At 72.9% G+C, this 16,959-nt stretch carries 16 protein-coding genes and 1 pseudogene; 15 read left to right on the forward strand and 2 right to left on the reverse strand.

Features of this window, described 5'->3' with window-relative positions:
* The first annotated feature begins 216 nt into the window (after positions 1-216).
* Entirely contained in the window at positions 217-1,215 is a 999-nt protein-coding gene (bla, locus tag ACU4ZT_RS14160) for a class A beta-lactamase (RefSeq protein ID WP_445337399.1), read from the forward strand.
* Between the two features lie 272 nt (positions 1,216-1,487).
* Here the strand turns inward: bla and ACU4ZT_RS14165 are convergent, their stop codons facing one another.
* A complete protein-coding gene (locus ACU4ZT_RS14165) occupies positions 1,488-3,185 on the reverse strand; it encodes a ribonuclease J (RefSeq protein ID WP_445337400.1) in 1,698 nt (565 codons plus the stop codon).
* Between the two features lie 564 nt (positions 3,186-3,749).
* Between ACU4ZT_RS14165 and ACU4ZT_RS14170 the strand changes: the two genes are divergently transcribed.
* The 6 genes from ACU4ZT_RS14170 to nhaA all read left to right on the forward strand — a co-directional run bounded on the left by ACU4ZT_RS14170 (position 3,750) and on the right by nhaA (position 9,801).
* Complete coding sequence (locus ACU4ZT_RS14170; RefSeq protein WP_414763963.1) at positions 3,750-5,285, forward strand: SulP family inorganic anion transporter; 1,536 nt, start codon at positions 3,750-3,752, stop codon at positions 5,283-5,285.
* Between the two features lie 231 nt (positions 5,286-5,516).
* Positions 5,517-7,046, forward strand: a complete 1,530-nt coding sequence (locus tag ACU4ZT_RS14175) for a SulP family inorganic anion transporter (protein ID WP_414748725.1) — start codon at positions 5,517-5,519, stop codon at positions 7,044-7,046.
* Between the two features lie 217 nt (positions 7,047-7,263).
* Positions 7,264-7,818 carry a hypothetical protein gene (locus tag ACU4ZT_RS14180; RefSeq protein ID WP_445337401.1) on the forward strand — a complete coding sequence of 185 codons (555 nt, stop codon included), beginning with the start codon at positions 7,264-7,266 and terminating at the stop codon, positions 7,816-7,818.
* Complete coding sequence (locus ACU4ZT_RS14185) at positions 7,811-8,122, forward strand: hypothetical protein (RefSeq protein WP_131798120.1); 312 nt, start codon at positions 7,811-7,813, stop codon at positions 8,120-8,122. Before ACU4ZT_RS14180 ends, ACU4ZT_RS14185 begins: the two co-directional genes overlap by 8 nt.
* 142 nt (positions 8,123-8,264) lie before the next feature.
* Positions 8,265-8,432: a hypothetical protein gene (locus ACU4ZT_RS14190; RefSeq protein ID WP_445337402.1), complete on the forward strand. Its 168-nt coding sequence runs from the start codon at positions 8,265-8,267 to the stop codon at positions 8,430-8,432.
* A 67-nt stretch (positions 8,433-8,499) separates the two neighbouring features.
* Entirely contained in the window at positions 8,500-9,801 is a 1,302-nt protein-coding gene (gene nhaA, locus ACU4ZT_RS14195; protein WP_445337403.1) for a Na+/H+ antiporter NhaA, read from the forward strand.
* Between the two features lie 30 nt (positions 9,802-9,831).
* Here the strand turns inward: nhaA and ACU4ZT_RS14200 are convergent, their stop codons facing one another.
* Positions 9,832-10,182 (reverse strand): ArsR/SmtB family transcription factor, encoded by a 351-nt coding sequence (locus ACU4ZT_RS14200; protein ID WP_063071612.1) that lies wholly within the window; start codon positions 10,180-10,182, stop codon positions 9,832-9,834.
* A gap of 104 nt (positions 10,183-10,286) precedes the next feature.
* Here ACU4ZT_RS14200 and arsB point away from each other — a divergent pair, with 104 nt between their 5' ends.
* From arsB to ACU4ZT_RS14240, 8 genes and pseudogenes are all read left to right on the forward strand, one after another.
* Positions 10,287-11,396 carry an ACR3 family arsenite efflux transporter gene (gene arsB, locus ACU4ZT_RS14205; RefSeq protein WP_445337404.1) on the forward strand — a complete coding sequence of 370 codons (1,110 nt, stop codon included), beginning with the start codon at positions 10,287-10,289 and terminating at the stop codon, positions 11,394-11,396.
* 29 nt (positions 11,397-11,425) lie between these two features.
* Positions 11,426-11,851, forward strand: coding sequence for an arsenate reductase ArsC (locus tag ACU4ZT_RS14210; RefSeq protein WP_063071610.1), 426 nt, complete (start codon positions 11,426-11,428; stop codon positions 11,849-11,851).
* A 28-nt stretch (positions 11,852-11,879) separates the two neighbouring features.
* The gene (locus ACU4ZT_RS14215; RefSeq protein WP_445337405.1) at positions 11,880-13,205 is read left to right on the forward strand and encodes an FAD-dependent oxidoreductase; all 1,326 of its coding nucleotides are present in this window, start codon (positions 11,880-11,882) and stop codon (positions 13,203-13,205) included.
* 74 nt (positions 13,206-13,279) lie between these two features.
* On the forward strand, positions 13,280-13,651 hold the full coding sequence (locus tag ACU4ZT_RS14220) for an ArsR/SmtB family transcription factor (protein ID WP_094127602.1): 372 nt from the start codon (positions 13,280-13,282) through the stop codon (positions 13,649-13,651).
* Complete coding sequence (locus ACU4ZT_RS14225; protein WP_445337406.1) at positions 13,632-14,675, forward strand: DMT family transporter; 1,044 nt, start codon at positions 13,632-13,634, stop codon at positions 14,673-14,675. The genes ACU4ZT_RS14220 and ACU4ZT_RS14225 overlap by 20 nt, the downstream gene beginning before the upstream one ends.
* A gap of 70 nt (positions 14,676-14,745) precedes the next feature.
* Positions 14,746-15,591 (forward strand): endonuclease/exonuclease/phosphatase family protein, encoded by an 846-nt coding sequence (locus ACU4ZT_RS14230; protein ID WP_445337407.1) that lies wholly within the window; start codon positions 14,746-14,748, stop codon positions 15,589-15,591.
* A complete protein-coding gene (locus ACU4ZT_RS14235; RefSeq protein ID WP_414763957.1) occupies positions 15,585-16,235 on the forward strand; it encodes a DUF2238 domain-containing protein in 651 nt (216 codons plus the stop codon). Before ACU4ZT_RS14230 ends, ACU4ZT_RS14235 begins: the two co-directional genes overlap by 7 nt.
* A 213-nt stretch (positions 16,236-16,448) precedes the next feature.
* Positions 16,449-16,940: pseudogene (locus tag ACU4ZT_RS14240) on the forward strand (D-glycero-alpha-D-manno-heptose-1,7-bisphosphate 7-phosphatase); the annotation flags it as partial.
* Positions 16,941-16,959 lie beyond the last annotated feature (19 nt).

Below are 16,959 nucleotides of genomic sequence, written 5' to 3' on the forward strand. Positions count from 1 at the left end.
CGCGTCGGGGACCCCGCGCAGCCTAGGGAACAGATTTCCACATCCGCTGAATCGGGCTTGTGGGCCGCGCGTCGGCCGCGCCTTGGCCCGTGCGTGGTCCGCGCGGGGGACGTGCCTGCACCGCCCGGGGGACGACGCGCCCGCCCGCGCACGAGAGGCTGGATCCGCGGCCCGCGCCGCACCGCCTCCCGCCCGACACCTCCCGAGGAGCCCGCCGTGATCCACCCCGCCCGCCGCGCAGCCCGCACAGCCCGCCGCACGGCCCGCACAGCCCGCGCCGCGATCGCCGCGACGCTCGCCGCCGCCCTCCTCGCGGGATGCGCAGCCACACCCGCCGAGGCCCCGACCGCGACCCCGCCCGCGAGCGCCGCGCCGTCCGCATCCGCCGCCCCCGCGGTCGAGCGAGCCGCCGCCGACGCCGCCTTCACCGCCCTCGAGCAGCGCTTCGGCGCGCGCCTCGGCGTGCACGCGATCGACACCGGCACGGGCGCCGAGGTCTCCTGGCGCGCGGACGAGCGGTTCGCGTACGCCTCCACCATCAAGGCCCCGCTCGCGGCCGCGCTGCTCGACCGCGTCGGCATCGCCGGGATGGAGCGCGCCGTGCCGATCGAGGCGGCCGACATCCTCGCCTACGCGCCCGTCACCGAGACGCGCGTCGGCGGCACGATGACCCTCCGCGAGCTGGCGGAGGCGGCGATGACGCGCAGCGACAACACGGCCGCCAACCTGCTGCTCGAGGCCATCGGCGGCCCCGCCGAGCTGGACGCCGCGCTCACCGCCCTGGGCGACGACACGACGGTCGTCTCCCGCACCGAGCCGATGCTCAACGAGGCGATCCCCGGCGACGACCGCGACACGACCACCCCGCGCGCGGCCGCCGCGCTGATGCGGGCCTACGCGCTGGGCGGTCCGGGTGCCCTCGCGGATCCGCTCGACGACGACGAGCGCGCCCTCTTCACCGGCTGGCTGACGGCGACGCAGACGGGCGCCACGCTCGTGCGCGCCGAGCTGCCGACGGAGTGGACGGTCGGCGACAAGTCGGGCAGCGGCGCCTACGCGAGCCGCGGCGACGTCGCGGTGATCTGGCGCCCGGATGCCGCGCCCATCGTCATCGCGGTGCACTCGTCGAAGCAGCAGCAGGACGCGGTCGCCGACGACGCGCTGATCTCCGGCGCCGCGAAGGCCGCGGCGGAGGCGCTGGGCGCGCTCGGCTGAGCCGCGGGGTCGGCGCACGGTGCCGTCAGCGACCCGGCGCCGTCAGCGCCGGCGGCACGACCGGATCAGCGCCCCGCGTCGCACGCGGTCGAGCTCGGCGCGGAGCCCGGTCCGCCGGGCCTCCCGCGATCCGTAGGCGGGTGCTCTCGGCGGCGGGCGTCATGCGCGAGCGACCCCACGGAGCGGCGCCGGGCATGCCGCGGCCGGCGGGCGCCTGAGCGCTCCGCCGGCCGGAGGGTCGGATCCCGGGGGATCCGGTGGTGCGTGTCGAGCTAGTCGGCGTCGACCACCACGGCCGTGATGACCGGCTGGCGACGGTGCTGGCGCTGCAGCCAGCGGGACAGGCCCTCGCTCATCGCGCGCTCGGCGGCGGGGCCGTCGAGGCGGCGGCGACCGGCGGCGGCCTGGAGGGCCTTGCTGACCGCGGCCTCCGCCTCCTTCTTCCAGCCGTCGTGCGCGACGAAGCCGCGCGTGAGGAACTCGGCCGGGTCGAGGAGCTTCTGGCTCGGCTCGTCGAAGATCCCGAGCACGGTGATGTGCCCCTCCTCGGCGAGCGTGCGGCGGTCCTCGAGGGCCTTCTCCGTGGCGACGCCGATGGTGGCGCCGTCGACGAAGACGTAGGGCGCGGGGATCCGGCCGGAGACGGTGGCGCGGCCCTTGACGAGGTCGACGCTCACGCCGTCCTCGATGATGTGGACGTTGCTCTCGGGCACGCCCGTCTTCACCGCGAGCGCGGCGTTGGCGACGAGGTGGCGCCACTCGCCGTGCACGGGCAGGACGCCCTTCGGCTTGACGAGGTTGTAGCAGTAGACGAGCTCGCCGGCGCTGGCGTGGCCGGAGACGTGCACCTTGGCGTTGCCCTTGTGCACGACGTCGGCGCCCCAGCGGATGAGGCCGTTGATCACGCCGTAGATGGCGTTCTCGTTGCCGGGGATGAGCGAGCTGGCGAGGAGGATCGTGTCGCCCTCGCCCACCTCGATGATGTGCTCGCGGCGCGCCATGCGGCTGAGCGCGGCCATCGGCTCGCCCTGCGAGCCGGTGCAGACGAGCACGACCTTCGCGTCGGGCATCTTCTCGAGCTGCTTGAGGTCGACGATGAGCCCCTTCGGCACCTTGAGGTACCCGAGGTCGGCGGCGATCTTCATGTTGCGCACCATCGAGCGGCCCACGAACGCGACCTTGCGGCCGTGCGTGTCGGCGGCGTCGAGCACCTGCTGGATGCGGTGCACGTGGCTCGCGAAGCTGGAGACGACGATGCGCTTGGGCGCCTTGCGGAACACCTGCTCGATGGCCGGCGCGATGTCCTGCTCGGCGGTCGTGAAGCCGGGGACCTCCGCGTTGGTGGAGTCGGTGAGGAACAGGTCGACGCCCTCCTCGCCGAGGCGCGCGAACGCGCCCAGGTCGGTGAGGCGGCGGTCGAGCGGGAACTGGTCCATCTTGAAGTCGCCCGTGTGCAGGATCAGGCCGGCCTGCGTGCGGATCGCGACGGCGAGGCCGTCCGGGATGGAGTGGTTCACGGCGATGAACTCGAGGTCGAAGACGCCGGCGTCGATGCGGTCGCCCTCCTTCACCTCGCGCGTGACGGGCTTGATCTTGTGCTCCTCGAGCTTCGCGGTGATGAACGCGAGCGTGAGGCGGGAGCCGATGATCGGGATGTCCGGGCGCTCCTTGAGGAGGTACGGGACGCCGCCGATGTGGTCCTCGTGGCCGTGCGTGAGCACGATGCCCTTGATCTTGTCGAGACGGCCGCGGAGGGCGCTGAAGTCGGGGAGGATCACGTCGATGCCGGGCTGCGTCTCCTCGGGGAAGAGCACGCCGCAGTCGACGACGAGCAGCTCGCCGTCCTGCTCGAAGATCGTCATGTTGCGGCCGACGTCGCCGAGGCCGCCGAGCGGGGTGATCCGCATGCCGCCGCGGGGCAGGCGCCCGGGCTTGGCGAGGTCGAGGGAGTGCGCGGTGGTGGGAGGCATGGTGCCTTTCTGGTGGTGTCGTGCTGGTGTGTCGTGCAGGTGATGTCAGGGGGCGGACGCGCGATGCGCGCCACGCGGATGATGCTGGACTCAGCGGCGATGCCGGGCGTCCATCTGGTCGTGCGGGGTGGTGCCGCACCGGATCGCGGACGACGAGCGCATGCGCCGCACGCGGACCGGCGGTGGTGCCGGAGCGGGCGCGGTGGGACGGGATCGATCGAGGCCCAGGGCCCGTCTCGCGGTCGTGCGGGTCGGTGCGCGATGCGCCGCGACGAGCGCGTCCCCGGGCCGATCGTGCCGAGCCCGTCGACAGCACTGTACCGCGCCGCCCCGACCGGGTGCCCGTGCGGGGGCGGCGCGGCCGTCGCGTCGAGCCCGGTCCCGATCCGACGTGACACCAACTCTACCCTCACGTTAGGGTAGGGTTCCGGAGCCCCGCTCCGATCCCCTCCGATCCCCTCCGCTCCCGCTGACGCCCCGCGCGGCAGCCGCAGCACCGCGCGACGACGCGCCCCGATCCTCACCAGAGCGGGCGCGACGCCCGCGACAGAACGGAGCACCACCATGCCCACCCGCACCCCGACCCGCACCACCGCACCGGTCCGCCACCGACCGCCGTCCGGCCCGACCGTCCTCCAGGCGCTGAAGGACCCGCGCATGCTCAGCCGCGAGGTCCTCGCGGGCCTCGTCGTCGCGCTCGCGCTCATCCCCGAGGCCATCTCGTTCTCGATCATCGCGGGCGTGGATCCGCGCGTCGGCCTCTTCTCCTCGTTCGTGATGGCCGTCTCCATCGCGTTCCTCGGCGGGCGCCCCGCCATGATCACCGCGGCCACGGGCGCCATCGCGCTCGTCATCGCGCCGGTCGCCCGCGACCACGGGCTCGACTACCTCATCGCCACCGTGATCCTCGGCGGCGTGTTCCAGGTGCTCTTCGCGGTGATCGGCGTCGCGAGGCTCATGCGCTTCATCCCGCGTTCGGTGATGGTCGGCTTCGTGAACGCGCTCGCCATCCTCATCTTCACGTCGCAGCTGCCGCAGCTCATCGGCGTGCCGTGGGCGGTGTACCCGCTGGTCGCGGTGGGGCTCGCGATCATCGTGTTCCTGCCGCGGCTGACGAAGGCCGTCCCGGCGCCGCTGGTCGCGATCGTGCTGCTGACCGCCGCCGTGGTCGTGATGGGCATCGGCGTGCCGCGCGTCGGCGACGAGGGCGAGCTCCCCCGCAGCCTCCCGTCGCTGTTCCTCCCCGATGTGCCGCTCACGTTCGAGACCCTCCGCATCATCGCGCCGTACGCGGCCGCGATGGCCGTGGTCGGGATCCTCGAGTCGCTGATGACCGCGAAGCTCGTCGACGACATCACCGACTCCCCCAGCCACAAGACCCGCGAGGCCTGGGGCCAGGGCGCCGCGAACGTGCTCTCCGGGTTCTTCGGCGGGATGGGCGGCTGCGCGATGATCGGCCAGACGCTCATCAACGTGAAGGCCTCGGGCGCGCGCACCCGCATCTCGACCTTCCTCGCCGGGATCTTCGTGCTCGTGCTCGTGGTCGGCCTCGGTGACATCGTCGCGATCATCCCCATGGCCGCGCTCGTGTCGGTGATGATCATCGTCTCGGTCGGCACCTTCGACTGGCACAGCATCCGACCGTCGACGCTGAAGCGCATGCCGCTCGGCGAGACCGCGGTCATGGTGCTCACCGTCGTGATCGTCGTGGCCACCCACAACCTCGCCATCGGCGTGGTCGCGGGCGTGGTCGTCGCGATGATCGTGTTCGCCCGCCGGGTGGCGCACTTCGCCACGGTCGACCGGCGCATCAGCGTCGACTCCACCGGACACGAGACCGTGCACTACGAGGTCGTCGGGGAGCTGTTCTTCGCCTCGAGCAACGACCTCACGACGCAGTTCGACTACGCGGGCGACCCGGAGCGCGTGCTCATCGACATGAGCGGATCCCACGTCTGGGACGCCTCCACCGTCGCGGCGCTGGACGCGATCACCACGAAGTACCACCAGCACGGCAAGGAAGCGGAGATCGTCGGGATGAACGCCGCCTCCACCGCCATGCACGCGCGCCTCGCCGGGAACCTCGGCGCCGGACACTGACCGGCGCGGACCGATCGCCGACCGATCGCGGCCGATCGCGGCCGATCGCGGCCGATCGCGGCCGATCGCGGCCGATCGCGGCGGCGGACCCTACCCTCACGTTACGATAGGGACGCGGCCCGACCGATCGTCGGCGCCGCCCCCGCCTGCCGCACCGGGACGCCACCGCGTCCGCCTCCGGGCCGCCGGCGCCCTCCCGCCCCCTGCACCCGCCACCGCCCCGGAGTCGTCATGCCCGCAGCCCCCGCCCCCGCCGTCCGCACGCCCGCGGTGCGCCACGGCAGCCCGACCGTCCTCGAGGCGCTGAGGAACCCGCGCCTCCTCAGCCGCGAGGTGCTCGCCGGCCTCGTCGTCGCGCTCGCGCTGATCCCCGAGGCCATCTCCTTCTCGATCATCGCGGGGGTGGATCCGCGCGTCGGCCTGTTCTCGTCGTTCGTGATGGCCGTCGCCATCGCGTTCCTCGGCGGCCGGCCCGCCATGATCACCGCGGCCACCGGCGCCGTCGCGCTCGTCGTCGCGCCGCTCGTGCGCGACCACGGGCTCGACTACCTCATCGCCACCGTCATCCTCGGCGGGCTCTTCCAGATCGTCCTCGGCCTCCTCGGCGTCGCGAAGCTCATGCGCTTCGTGCCGCGCAGCGTGATGGTCGGGTTCGTCAACGCGCTGGCCATCCTCATCTTCTCCGCGCAGATCCCGAACCTCGTGGGCGTGCCGTGGCTCGTGTACCCGCTGGTCGCGGTGGGCATCGTGATCATGGTCGTGATGCCGCGCTTCACGAAGGCCGTGCCCGCGCCGCTCGTCGCGATCATCGTGGTCACCGTCGCGACGGTCGCCACCGCGCTCGCCGTCCCGACCGTCGGCGACGAAGGCGCGCTGCCCGACAGCCTGCCGACCCTCTTCATCCCGGACGTGCCGCTCACGCTCGAGACGCTGCGGATCATCGCGCCGTACGCGCTCGCCGTCGCGCTCGTGGGGATCCTCGAGTCGCTGATGACCGCCAAGCTCGTCGACGACATCACCGACACCCCGTCGCGCAAGACCCGCGAGACGCTCGGCCAGGGCGGCGCGAACATCCTCTCGGGCCTCTTCGGCGGCATGGGCGGCTGCGCGATGATCGGCCAGACGATGATCAACGTGAAGGCGTCCGGCGCCCGCACCCGCATCTCCACGTTCCTCGCGGGCGTGTTCCTGCTGATCCTCGTGGTGGGCCTCGGCGACGTCGTCGCGATCATCCCGATGGCCGCGCTCGTGGCGGTCATGATCATGGTCTCGGTCGGCACGTTCGACTGGCACAGCATCCGGCCCTCGACGCTGCGCCGCATGCCCGTGGGCGAGACGCTCGTGATGGTGCTCACCGTCGTGATCGTCGTGATCACCGACAACCTCGCCATCGGCGTCATCGTCGGCGTCATCGCCGCGATGATCGTGTTCGCCCGCCGCGTCGCGCACTTCGCGACCGTGGAGCGCACGCTCCGGACGGACGAAGATGGCACGGAGACCGCGCACTACGCCGTGATCGGCGAGCTGTTCTTCGCCTCCAGCAACGACCTCACGACGCAGTTCGACTACGCCGCCGACCCCGCGCGCGTGGTCATCGACATGTCGGGCTCGCACGTGTGGGACGCCTCCACGGTCGCCGCGCTCGACGCGATCACCACGAAGTACGAGCGCCACGGCAAGCGCGCGGAGATCACCGGCATGAACGACTCCTCCGCCGCGATGCACGGCCGCCTCGCCGGGAACCTCGGCGCCGGGCACTGACGGGCACGCCCCGACGGGTGGTGCCCCATCGACCTGCGACCGCCCTCAGAGGGAGCTCCGCCGCCTGCGACTTCCGCGTGCCGCTTGCCTGTGTATCAGACCGGCGGGAGCACCGCGCTCTGAGTTGGCTTGTCGTCATTCAGCACATAGGGCGGATGCGCCCCGGGCGACGAGCCCTGGTGCGCACTTCCGCATGATCCTCGTGAGGAGCGGGAACATGAAGATGCATCAGAAGATCCTGGCGGCGGCGATGGTCACGGCCGCGATGATCGGCCCTGTGTCCGGGGCCCAGGCAGCGACGCGTGCCAGTACGGGCACGCCGCCAGGCCTCGGAGACGAGAAGCTGAGCGCGACCACCATCGCGCTGTGCAACGCCGGATTCGGTGATGTCAGTGTCCAGTCGTGGGATGTGACGGCAGGGCATCTCGACATGTTCTGTGGGGACAAGGACGATGACGACATGTGGGTGAGCGGCTACAACCACATCCGCGATCGTCACCAAGGGGACTGGCAAGCCATCGTGGACAGCGCCGGAGGAGGCGGGAACTGGGACGATCTCATGATGTTCATGACCGATCAATCCATTCGTGCTGACGATCCGGAACCGGAAGGCGACAGCAAGCTGTGCTACTCGACGTCCATCGAGATCCACGATGAGGATGGTGCGCTTCTGAGCGTCTACAACCCGACGGTCATCGTGTCTGCGAACACTCGGAAGGTCATCACCTCGTATCCGACCATCGTCCCGGATTGCGCAGGCGTCCGTGACTGAGAAGAGCACAGATGCACGTCGACGCCCCCTCCGACTCTCCGTCGACTACGGGCAGAAATGGCCACTGAATGATGGCATCGGCGTCGGGCCGCCTGTGGCGTGGGACGAGGTGGTCACGCCGGAGCTGAAGCAGCGGTTGGTCGACTGGGCGACGTTCTTCCGACAGCATGCCGACGAGGAAACGGGTTTGTTCGGGTCCGAGGAGCGGCGTCGTTGGTTCCAACGCGAGGGTTTCCGCCTCCTGAAGGAGCTGCAGGCGCAGGCCGGAGATCGCTTCGACTTCACCATCGACCTCTGGTTCTGACGCGTGGCGCGCAGGGACGGATGCGGTCCATGCATCGCATCCGTCCCTGCAGGGGACAGGCAGAGCCGCGAGAGCCGCTTGACACCGTGCCGCCACCGATCCCCCACGGGGCAGCCACTCGCCCGCCGGTTACGCTGGATCCGTGCCCCACCTCCTCTCCGCCGCGACCCGACGCACCCGCGTCGGCCGCCAGGCGTACCCGAAGCGGCTGCTGCTGACCAAGCGCACCTCGGGCACGAACGGGTGGATGAGCCTTTGGGGCAGCAACGCGCACGGCGAGATCGCCGGCTGCCCGCCGCCAGCCGAGTAGGCCGCTCCCGTCGATCACGGCGCCGGAGCGGAGACGCCCTGCTCGCGCTCGTCGACGGAAGACGCACATGACCTCCTCTGAACCCCTGCCCACCCCTCCGCACGCGCCCGCCGCGCCCGGCCGCGGTGCCCGGCTCGCCCGGTTCCTCAGCGGCGACACGACCGGCGGGATCCTCCTGCTCATCGCGACCGTGCTCGCCCTCGTCGTGGCGAACAGCCCGGCCGCCGACCTCTACGAGCGCGTCCGCGGATTCGAGTTCGGCCCCGAGGCGCTGCACCTCCACCTCAGCGTCGGCACGTGGGCCGCCGACGGGCTGCTCGCGATCTTCTTCTTCGTCGTCGGCCTCGAGCTCAAGCAGGAGTTCGTGGCGGGGTCCTTGCGGGATCCGCGCGTCGCGACCCTGCCGATCGCGGCGGCGGTGGGCGGCGTGATCGTGCCCGCGGCGATCTTCACGCTGATCAACCTCAGCGCCGGATCCGAGGCCCTGCAGGGCTGGGCGATCCCCGCCGCGACCGACATCGCGTTCGCGGTCGCCGTGGTCGCGGTGGTCGGCAAGCGGCTGCCGCCCGCGCTCCGGACGTTCCTGCTCACTCTCGCGGTGGTCGACGACCTGCTGGCGATCACGATCATCGCCGTCTTCTACACGGCGGGCATCGCGTTCGTGCCGCTGCTGCTGGCGCTCGTTCCGCTCGCCGCGTTCGGGATCCTCGTGCGCCGCGGCGTGCGGGCCTGGTACGTGCTCATCCCGCTGGGCGTCGCGGCGTGGGCGCTCGTGCACGCGTCGGGGATCCACGCGACCATCGCCGGCGTCGTCCTCGGGATCCTGGTGCCCGCCGTCGCGACCGCCCGCGCCGGCGTCACGCACCGGGACGCCGACGGGCACGAGGAGCGGCACGCCCTCACGCACCACTTCGCCGAGCGCTGGTCGCCGGTCTCCTCCGGCGTCGCGGTGCCGGTCTTCGCGTTCCTCTCCGCCGGGGTCGCGGTCGGCGGGCTCGACGGGCTGCGGGAGTCGCTGTCCGACAGCGTCGCCATCGGGATCGTCGTGGCGCTCGTCGTGGGCAAGGCCGCGGGGATCACGGGCGCGTCGCTGCTCGTGACGCGCCTGCCGGGCATCCGCCTCGACCCGACGCTCCGCTGGCCCGACGTCGTGGGCCTCTCCTTCGTCGCGGGCATCGGCTTCACGGTCTCGCTCCTCGTGGGCGAGCTCGCCTACGGCACGGGCAGCGCGCAGGACGACGTGGTGAAGGTCGGCGTGCTCGTGGGCTCGCTGATCTCGGCGGTCGTGGGCGGGACGATCCTCGCCGTGCGCGGGCGGCGGCTGCCGGCGGAGGCGCGGGGCGACGGGGCCGGATCCGCGGACGCCTGAGGGCGACCGCGCAGCGCTCCTCGGCCGGGCTCAGACGGTGCGGAGCAGCCCGGCGAGTGCGTCGAGCGCGCCCGGCACGAGGCGGTAGTACGCCCAGCTGCCGCGCTTGTCGCGGCTGAGGATCCCGGCGTCGACGAGCACCTTGAGGTGGTGCGAGACCGTCGACTGCCCGAGGCCGAGCGGCTCGGTGAGGTCGCACACGCAGGCCTCCTGGCCGTCGTGCGCGGCCACCATCGAGATGAGGCGGAGCCGGGCGGGGTCCGCGATCGCACGCAGCGAGCGGGCGAGCTTGTCCGCACCGTCGGCGCTCATGACCTCCCGCGTGAGCGGCGCGCAGCACGCGGTCACGTCCGTGAGGGGGAGCATGTCGAGGACGGCCATGCGCCCGATCCTCGCACACATTGACAGCTGTCGATGGGCTGCGTCATGCTCAGGTCATCGACGCACGTCGATGACCCGCCGACCGGAAGTCGCGACACCCCTCGATGCCTCCTGCTGCTCCCGCTCCCGTCCGCCTCGGCACCACCGACCGGCTGCTGCCGGTGTGGATCCTCGCCGCGATGGGCGCCGGCCTCCTGCTGGCTGTCTTCGCACCGGTGGTCGGCGAGGCGCTGCACGCGTCCAGCATCGGATCGGTGAGCGTGCCGATCGCGGTCGGGCTGCTGGTGATGATGTACCCGGTGCTCGCGAAGGTCCGCTACTCGGACGCCCGCGCCGTCGCGGGCGACCGGCGCTTGCTGATCTCCTCGCTCGCCATGAACTGGATCGTCGGCCCCGCGCTGATGTTCGCGCTCGCCTGGTTGCTGCTCCCGGACCTGCCCGAATACCGCACCGGGCTCATCATCGTGGGCCTCGCGCGCTGCATCGCGATGGTGCTGATCTGGAACGACCTCGCGTGCGGCGACCGGGAGGCGGCGGCGTTCCTCGTCGCGGTCAACAGCGTCTTCCAGGTGCTCGCATTCGGCGCGCTCGGCTGGTTCTACCTCCAGCTCCTGCCGTCCTGGCTGGGGCTTCCGACCACGAGCGCGGGGTTCTCGTTCTGGGCCATCACCGCATCCGTGCTCGTGTTCCTCGGGATCCCGCTCCTGGCCGGATACCTCTCCCGCCGCATCGGCGAACGCACCAAGGGACGCACCTGGTACGAGGACCGGTTCCTGCCGAAGGTCGGCCCGTTCGCCCTCTACGGGCTGCTGTTCACGATCGTCATGCTCTTCGCGCTCCAGGGGCAGCAGGTCATCGGCCGTCCGCTCGACGTGGTCCGCATCGCGATCCCGCTGGTCATCTACTTCGCCGTCACGTTCCTCGCCGGGTTCCTGCTCGGGAAGGCCGTGGGCCTCGGCTACGAGCGCACCACGACCCTCGCCTTCACCGCCGCGGGCAACAACTTCGAGCTCGCCATCGCGGTGGCGATCGGGACCTTCGGCGCGACCTCCGGGCAGGCCCTCGCCGGGATCGTCGGCCCGCTGATCGAGGTGCCGGCGCTGCTCGCGCTCGTCTACGCCGCCCTGTGGCTGCGCCCGCGGCTGTTCCCAGGACGCGCCCCCGATGCGGCCCAAGCCGTCCCTGCGCTCGACCCGGTCGCCGACCGAGCCTGACGTCCACCCCATCCGCCGAGGAGACCCCGATGACCGACACCGCCACCGCCACCGCCCCCACCGTCCTGTTCGTCTGCATCCACAACGCCGGCCGCTCGCAGATGGCCGCCGGGTACATGCGCGAGCTCTCCGGCGGCGCCGTCCAGGTCCGCTCCGGCGGCTCCGAGCCCGGCGACCAGATCAACCCCGTCGCGATCCAGGCCATGGCCGAGGAGGGCATCGACATCTCCCAGGCCGTCCCGCAGCTCATGACCACCGAGCAGGTGAAGGACTCCGACGTCGTCATCACCATGGGCTGCGGCGACGTGTGCCCGGTCTTCCCCGGCAAGCGGTACGAGGACTGGGAGCTCACCGACCCCAAGGGCAAGGCCCTCGACGAGGTCCGTCCCATCCGCGACGACATCAAGGACCGCGTGCGGCAGCTCCTCGCCGAGCTCCTGCCCGCCACCCGCTGATCCACCCACCACCTCCGAGGAGCCCCGCATGTCGATGACGCTGACCGTCCCGCCCCGCACCGACGAGCGGCGCCTCGCCGGCCTGCCCGTCGCGATCATCGGCGCCGGCCCCGTCGGGCTCGCCGCGGCCGCGCAGCTGCTCGAGCGCGGCATCGACGTCACCGTCTACGAAGCGGGCGACACCGCGGGTGCCGCCGTCCGGCGGTGGGGCCACACGCGCCTGTTCTCCCCGTGGGAGTTCCTCGTCGACGACGCCGCCGCGCGGCTCCTCGACGCCGCCGGATGGGACGCGCCCGCGGCGAAGCGCCTGCCGACCGGGCACGACCTCGTCGACGCCTACCTCGCCCCGCTGGCCGCGACGCCGGAGCTCGCCCCGCGGATCCGCTACGGCGCACGGGTGCGGGCGGTGACCCGGCAGGGCATGGACCGCACCCGCTCCGCCCGGCGCGGATCCGCCCCGTTCCTCCTCCGCCTCGAGTCGGCCGCGGGGACCGAGGACGTCCTCGCCCGGGCCGTCATCGACACCTCCGGCACCTACTCCTCCCCGAACCCCCTCACCTCCGATGGGCTCACACCCGCGGTCCCCGCCGAGGTCGCCGACAAGATCAGTCACGCCCTGCCCGACGTCCGCGGCGCGGATCGGGCGCGGTTCGCGGGCCAGCACGTGGTCGTCGTCGGCGCGGGCCACTCGGCCGCGAGCACCCTCGTCGCGCTCGCCGCCCTCGCCCGCGAGGAGCCCGGCACCAGCATCACCTGGGCCATCCGCTCCACGACGCCCGTCCGCGTCTACGGGTCCGCCGGGGACGAGCTGCCCGAGCGCGGTGCCCTCGGCGGGGTCGTCCACGACCTCGTCCGCCAGGGCATGATCACCCTCGTCGACCGGTTCGAGATCGACCGGGTGGCGTCCGCCGAGGACGGCCGGGTCGCGCTCGTCGGGCGGCGCCGGGACGAGCTGCACCAGATCGAGGCCGACGTCGTCGTCAACGCCACCGGGTTCCGCCCGGACCTCGGCATGCTGCGCGAGATCCGGCTCTCGCTGGACGAGATCGTCGAGGCGCCGCGCCTGCTGGCCCCGCTGATCGACCCGAACCTGCACTCCTGCGGCAGCGTCCCGGCCCACGGTGTCGCGGAGCTCGCGCACCCCGAGCCCGGGTTCTTCATCGCCGGCATGAAGAGCTACGGCCGCGCACCCACGTTCCTGCTCGCCACCGGCTACGAGCAGGTCCGCTCCATCGCCGACGAGCTCGCCGGCCGCCACGACGCCGCCCGCCGCCTGCAGCTCGTGCTGCCCGAGACCGGCGTGTGCTCGACCGACCTCGGCAGCGGATCCGACGGGGGCGGCTGCTGCGCCTGATCCGCAGGGACGCACCTGCGCCGACCGGGCGATGACGCGACGCGCGATCCGGATCCATGTGCAAGAATCTGCGCATGGATGCAGATAGCAGGTGCGGCCGCCACCCCGATAGCCAGCACGTCGAGCTCGCGGTCGAGGTGTTCGCGATGCTCGCCGACGCCACGCGCGTGCGGATCGTGCTCGCCCTCCGCGACGGCGAGCTGCCCGTCAACGACCTCGCCGAGCGCGTGGGCAAGTCGCCCGCCGCGGTCTCGCAGCACCTCGCCAAGCTGCGGCTGTCGCGCGTCGTCGCGACGCGGCAGGAGGGCACGCGCGTGTTCTACCGGCTCGTCGACGAGCACGCGCGCCAGCTCGTGACCGACGCGATCTTCCAGGCCGAGCACCAGCTCGACGGATCGGGCGCCCACCACCACGAGGAGTCCGCGCGTGCGGACGGCGCTCGCTAGCCGCGGCGTCCAGGCGGCGCTGCTCTCCGCGGTGCTCTTCGGCGCGGGCACCCCGGCGGCGAAGCTGCTCCTCGACTCGGTGAGCCCGTGGCTGCTCGCGGGCCTCCTCTACACGGGCTCCGGCATCGGGCTGGGGCTGATCCGCGTGATCCGCCGGTCGCCGCGCGTGCGCCTCGCCCGCGGCGAGCGCCTCCCGCTCGCCGGCGCGATCCTCTTCGGCGGGATCCTCGGCCCCCTGCTCCTGCTCGTCGGCCTCGTGGGCATGCCCGCCTCGGGCGCCTCGCTGCTCCTCAACGCGGAGGGCGTCGCGACGGCGGTGCTCGCCTGGGTCGTGTTCCGCGAGAACGCCGACCGGCGGATCGTGCTCGGCATGCTCGCGATCGTCGCGGGCGCCGTGCTGATCACCGTGCCGCAGGGCGTCGAGCTCGGCAGCCCGTGGCCCGCCCTCGCGATCCTCGGCGCGTGCCTCTCCTGGGGCATCGACAATAACCTCACCCGGAAGGTGGCGCTCGCCGACGCCACGTGGCTGGCCGCGGTGAAGGGCGGCGTCGCCGGACCCGTGAACCTCGCGCTCGCGTTCCTCGTGGGCGCGCAGCTGCCGGCTCCGGGCGCCGTCGCGGCGGCCATGTCCGTCGGGTTCCTCGCCTACGGGGTGAGCCTCGTGCTGTTCATCGTCGCGCTCCGGCACGTGGGCACGGCGCGGGCCGGCGCCTACTACTCGGTCGCGCCGTTCTTCGGCGCGCTCCTCGCGATCGCGCTCGGCGAGCCCGTGACGTGGCCGCTGGCCGCCGCCGGGATCCTCATGGCCGTCGGCATCGTGCTGCACCTCACCGAGCGCCACGAGCACGAGCACACCCACGAGGCCGTGACGCACGACCACTGGCACACGCACGACGCGCACCACGAGCACGACCACGCCGAACCCGTGGCGGCGGGCACGCGGCACCGCCACGAGCACACGCACGACCCGATCACCCACACGCACGAGCACTACCCGGACAGCCACCACCGGCACGGGCACTGACGGCGCCCGCGCCGGTGACGGTTCCCCGCCAGCCGCGGACGCCGCCGCCGGGCTGGGGGACGATGGAGGCATGATCCCGAGCGCCGACGGCACCCTCACGGACGGGCGGGCGCTGATCGGCCCGGTCGAGGCCCCCGCACTGCACGTGATGACGTACAACATCCGGCGCCTGTTCCGCCGCTACCGGCCGGGCAGCCCCGACCGCTGGGCTGACCGCGAGCCGCTCCTGGCCGAGCTCCTCCAGCGCGAGCAGCCGGCGCTCCTCGGCACGCAGGAGGCGATGCCCACGCAGGGCCGCGCGCTGTCGCACGCGCTCGGGCGGCACTACCGACGGATCGGGCACGGCCGCAACGCCGACGGCCACGGCGAGGGCTGCCCCACCTTCTACGACACGCGCCGCCTCGAGCTCACGAGCTGGCGGCAGGTCGCGCTGTCGGACACGCCCGCGGTCGCCGGGTCCCGCAGCTGGGGCAACATGGTGCCGCGGATCGCCGTGGTCGCCGACTTCACCGACCGCGCGACGGGCCTGCCCCTCCGGCACGTGAACACGCACTTCGACCACCTGTCGCGCCGCTCGCGCGAGGAGTCCGCGCGGATGATGCTCGAGATCGTCGCCGAGGTGCAGGTCCCCACGATCGTCTCCGGCGACACCAACGCGGGCGTCGACACCGCGCCGCACCGGCTGCTCGTGGAGTCCGGCGCGCTCGTCGACGCGTGGCCCGCCGCGCGCGAGCGCCTCACGCCCGAGTGGGGCACCTGGTCCAACTACAAGGCGCCGAAGCGCACCACACGCCGGATCGACTGGATGCTCGTGACGCCCGACGTCGAGGTCGAGCGGGTCGGCATCAACACCACGCGCGTCGGCGGCCGCGCGCCGAGCGATCACGAGGCACTGCAGGCGGTGGTGCGGTGCTGACGGATCCGACCCCGCCGGACGCACCGGCCCCGCCCGAGGACGTCGCGGCCTTCGCCGGGCTGGCCGGGCTCACCTTCCTGCAGCCGCCGCGCGGGATCACGGCGGTGCTCGCCGACGTCGTCCGCGTGATCGGGCTGCTCACGTTCCTCTTCTCGGTGTTCGCGTGGACGGGCGTCACCTCCGCGATGTTCGCGCTCGCGCTGCTCGGGCTCGTGGCGCCGCGGGGTCTCGGGGCGCGGCCCGGGCTGGACCTCGCGATCGGGATCACTACGCTCGTCTCCGCCGCGAGCAACCGGCTCGACCTCTACGAGCGGCTGCCGTGGTGGGACATCCCCGCGCACCTCGTCACGACGGCGGCCCTCGCCGCGCTCGTGATCCTGCTCGCCGACCGCGCGGGCGTGGTGGTCGACCGGCGGCCGCTGCCCCTCGGGTTCCTCAGCCTCACGGTGGGCCTCGCGCTCTCGGCGCTGTGGGAGCTCGGCGAGTGGGCGGGGCAGACGTGGCTCGACCCGGCGATCCTCACGGGCTACACGGACACGATCGGCGACATGGCGGTCGGCGGGCTGGGCGCGCTGCTCGTCGCGCCGCTCATGCCGATGCTGCTGGCGCGGTCGCGGTGGATCGCGGGGGCGCCCGCGCGCTGATCCGCGGCGCCCGCGGTCGGGCCGTGCCGACGCGCGGCGCCGCGCCCGGCGACCGCGTCCGCTCCGCGCCCCCATCCCCGCGCCCCCGTCCGTGGGCGCTGCTGCTCCTCGCGCGGGGGCGCTGCTCCTCGCCGCGCTGGCGGGTCCTGTCCGTCGGAGGAGAAGTGCTCCGCGGCGGGTTTGGGTCGAGGAGCAGTCGGGTACGGGCCGACCATGCGCTCGCCCGGGAACCACCTCGAGGCCGTCCTGTTCGACCGGGACGGGACCCTCGTCGTCGATGTGCCGTACAACGGGGATCCGGCGCTCGTCACCCTCATGCCCGGCGCCCGCGAGGCGATCGACGCCGTGCGCGCGGCGGGCCTCCGCGTCGGCATGGTCACCAACCAGTCCGGGATCGCGCGCGGCCTCATCACCCGCGCGCAGGCCGACGCCGTGAACGCGCGCGTGCAGGAGCTGCTCGGCGCGTTCGACCTCGTGCTGCTGTGCCCGCACGGATCCGACGACGGCTGCGACTGCCGGAAGCCGCAGCCCGGCATGGTGCTCGAGGCCTGCCGGACGTGGGGCGTGGATCCGTCGACCGTCGCGGTCGTGGGCGACATCGCCGCCGACATGGGCGCCGCCCGGAACGCCGGCGCGCGCGGCGTGCTCGTGCCGACGCCCGTCACGCGCGAGGAGGAGGTGGCCGAGGCGGAGCTGGTGGCGCCGACGATCCTCGACGCGGTGC

The organism is Clavibacter davisi, from assembly GCF_052751415.1.

Excerpts from the sequence above, each read along its gene's own strand:
- ACU4ZT_RS14165 (WP_445337400.1), bottom strand. The coding sequence starts at position 3,185 with ATGCCTCCCACCACCGCGCACTCCCTCGACCTCGCCAAGCCCGGGCGC.
- ACU4ZT_RS14170 (WP_414763963.1), top strand. The coding sequence starts at position 3,750 with ATGCCCACCCGCACCCCGACCCGCACCACCGCACCGGTCCGCCACCGA.
- ACU4ZT_RS14175 (WP_414748725.1), top strand. The coding sequence starts at position 5,517 with ATGCCCGCAGCCCCCGCCCCCGCCGTCCGCACGCCCGCGGTGCGCCAC.
- ACU4ZT_RS14180 (WP_445337401.1), top strand. The coding sequence starts at position 7,264 with ATGAAGATGCATCAGAAGATCCTGGCGGCGGCGATGGTCACGGCCGCG.
- nhaA (WP_445337403.1), top strand. The coding sequence starts at position 8,500 with ATGACCTCCTCTGAACCCCTGCCCACCCCTCCGCACGCGCCCGCCGCG.
- ACU4ZT_RS14200 (WP_063071612.1), bottom strand. The coding sequence starts at position 10,182 with ATGGCCGTCCTCGACATGCTCCCCCTCACGGACGTGACCGCGTGCTGC.
- arsB (WP_445337404.1), top strand. The coding sequence starts at position 10,287 with ATGCCTCCTGCTGCTCCCGCTCCCGTCCGCCTCGGCACCACCGACCGG.
- ACU4ZT_RS14210 (WP_063071610.1), top strand. The coding sequence starts at position 11,426 with ATGACCGACACCGCCACCGCCACCGCCCCCACCGTCCTGTTCGTCTGC.
- ACU4ZT_RS14215 (WP_445337405.1), top strand. The coding sequence starts at position 11,880 with ATGTCGATGACGCTGACCGTCCCGCCCCGCACCGACGAGCGGCGCCTC.
- ACU4ZT_RS14220 (WP_094127602.1), top strand. The coding sequence starts at position 13,280 with ATGGATGCAGATAGCAGGTGCGGCCGCCACCCCGATAGCCAGCACGTC.
- ACU4ZT_RS14230 (WP_445337407.1), top strand. The coding sequence starts at position 14,746 with ATGATCCCGAGCGCCGACGGCACCCTCACGGACGGGCGGGCGCTGATC.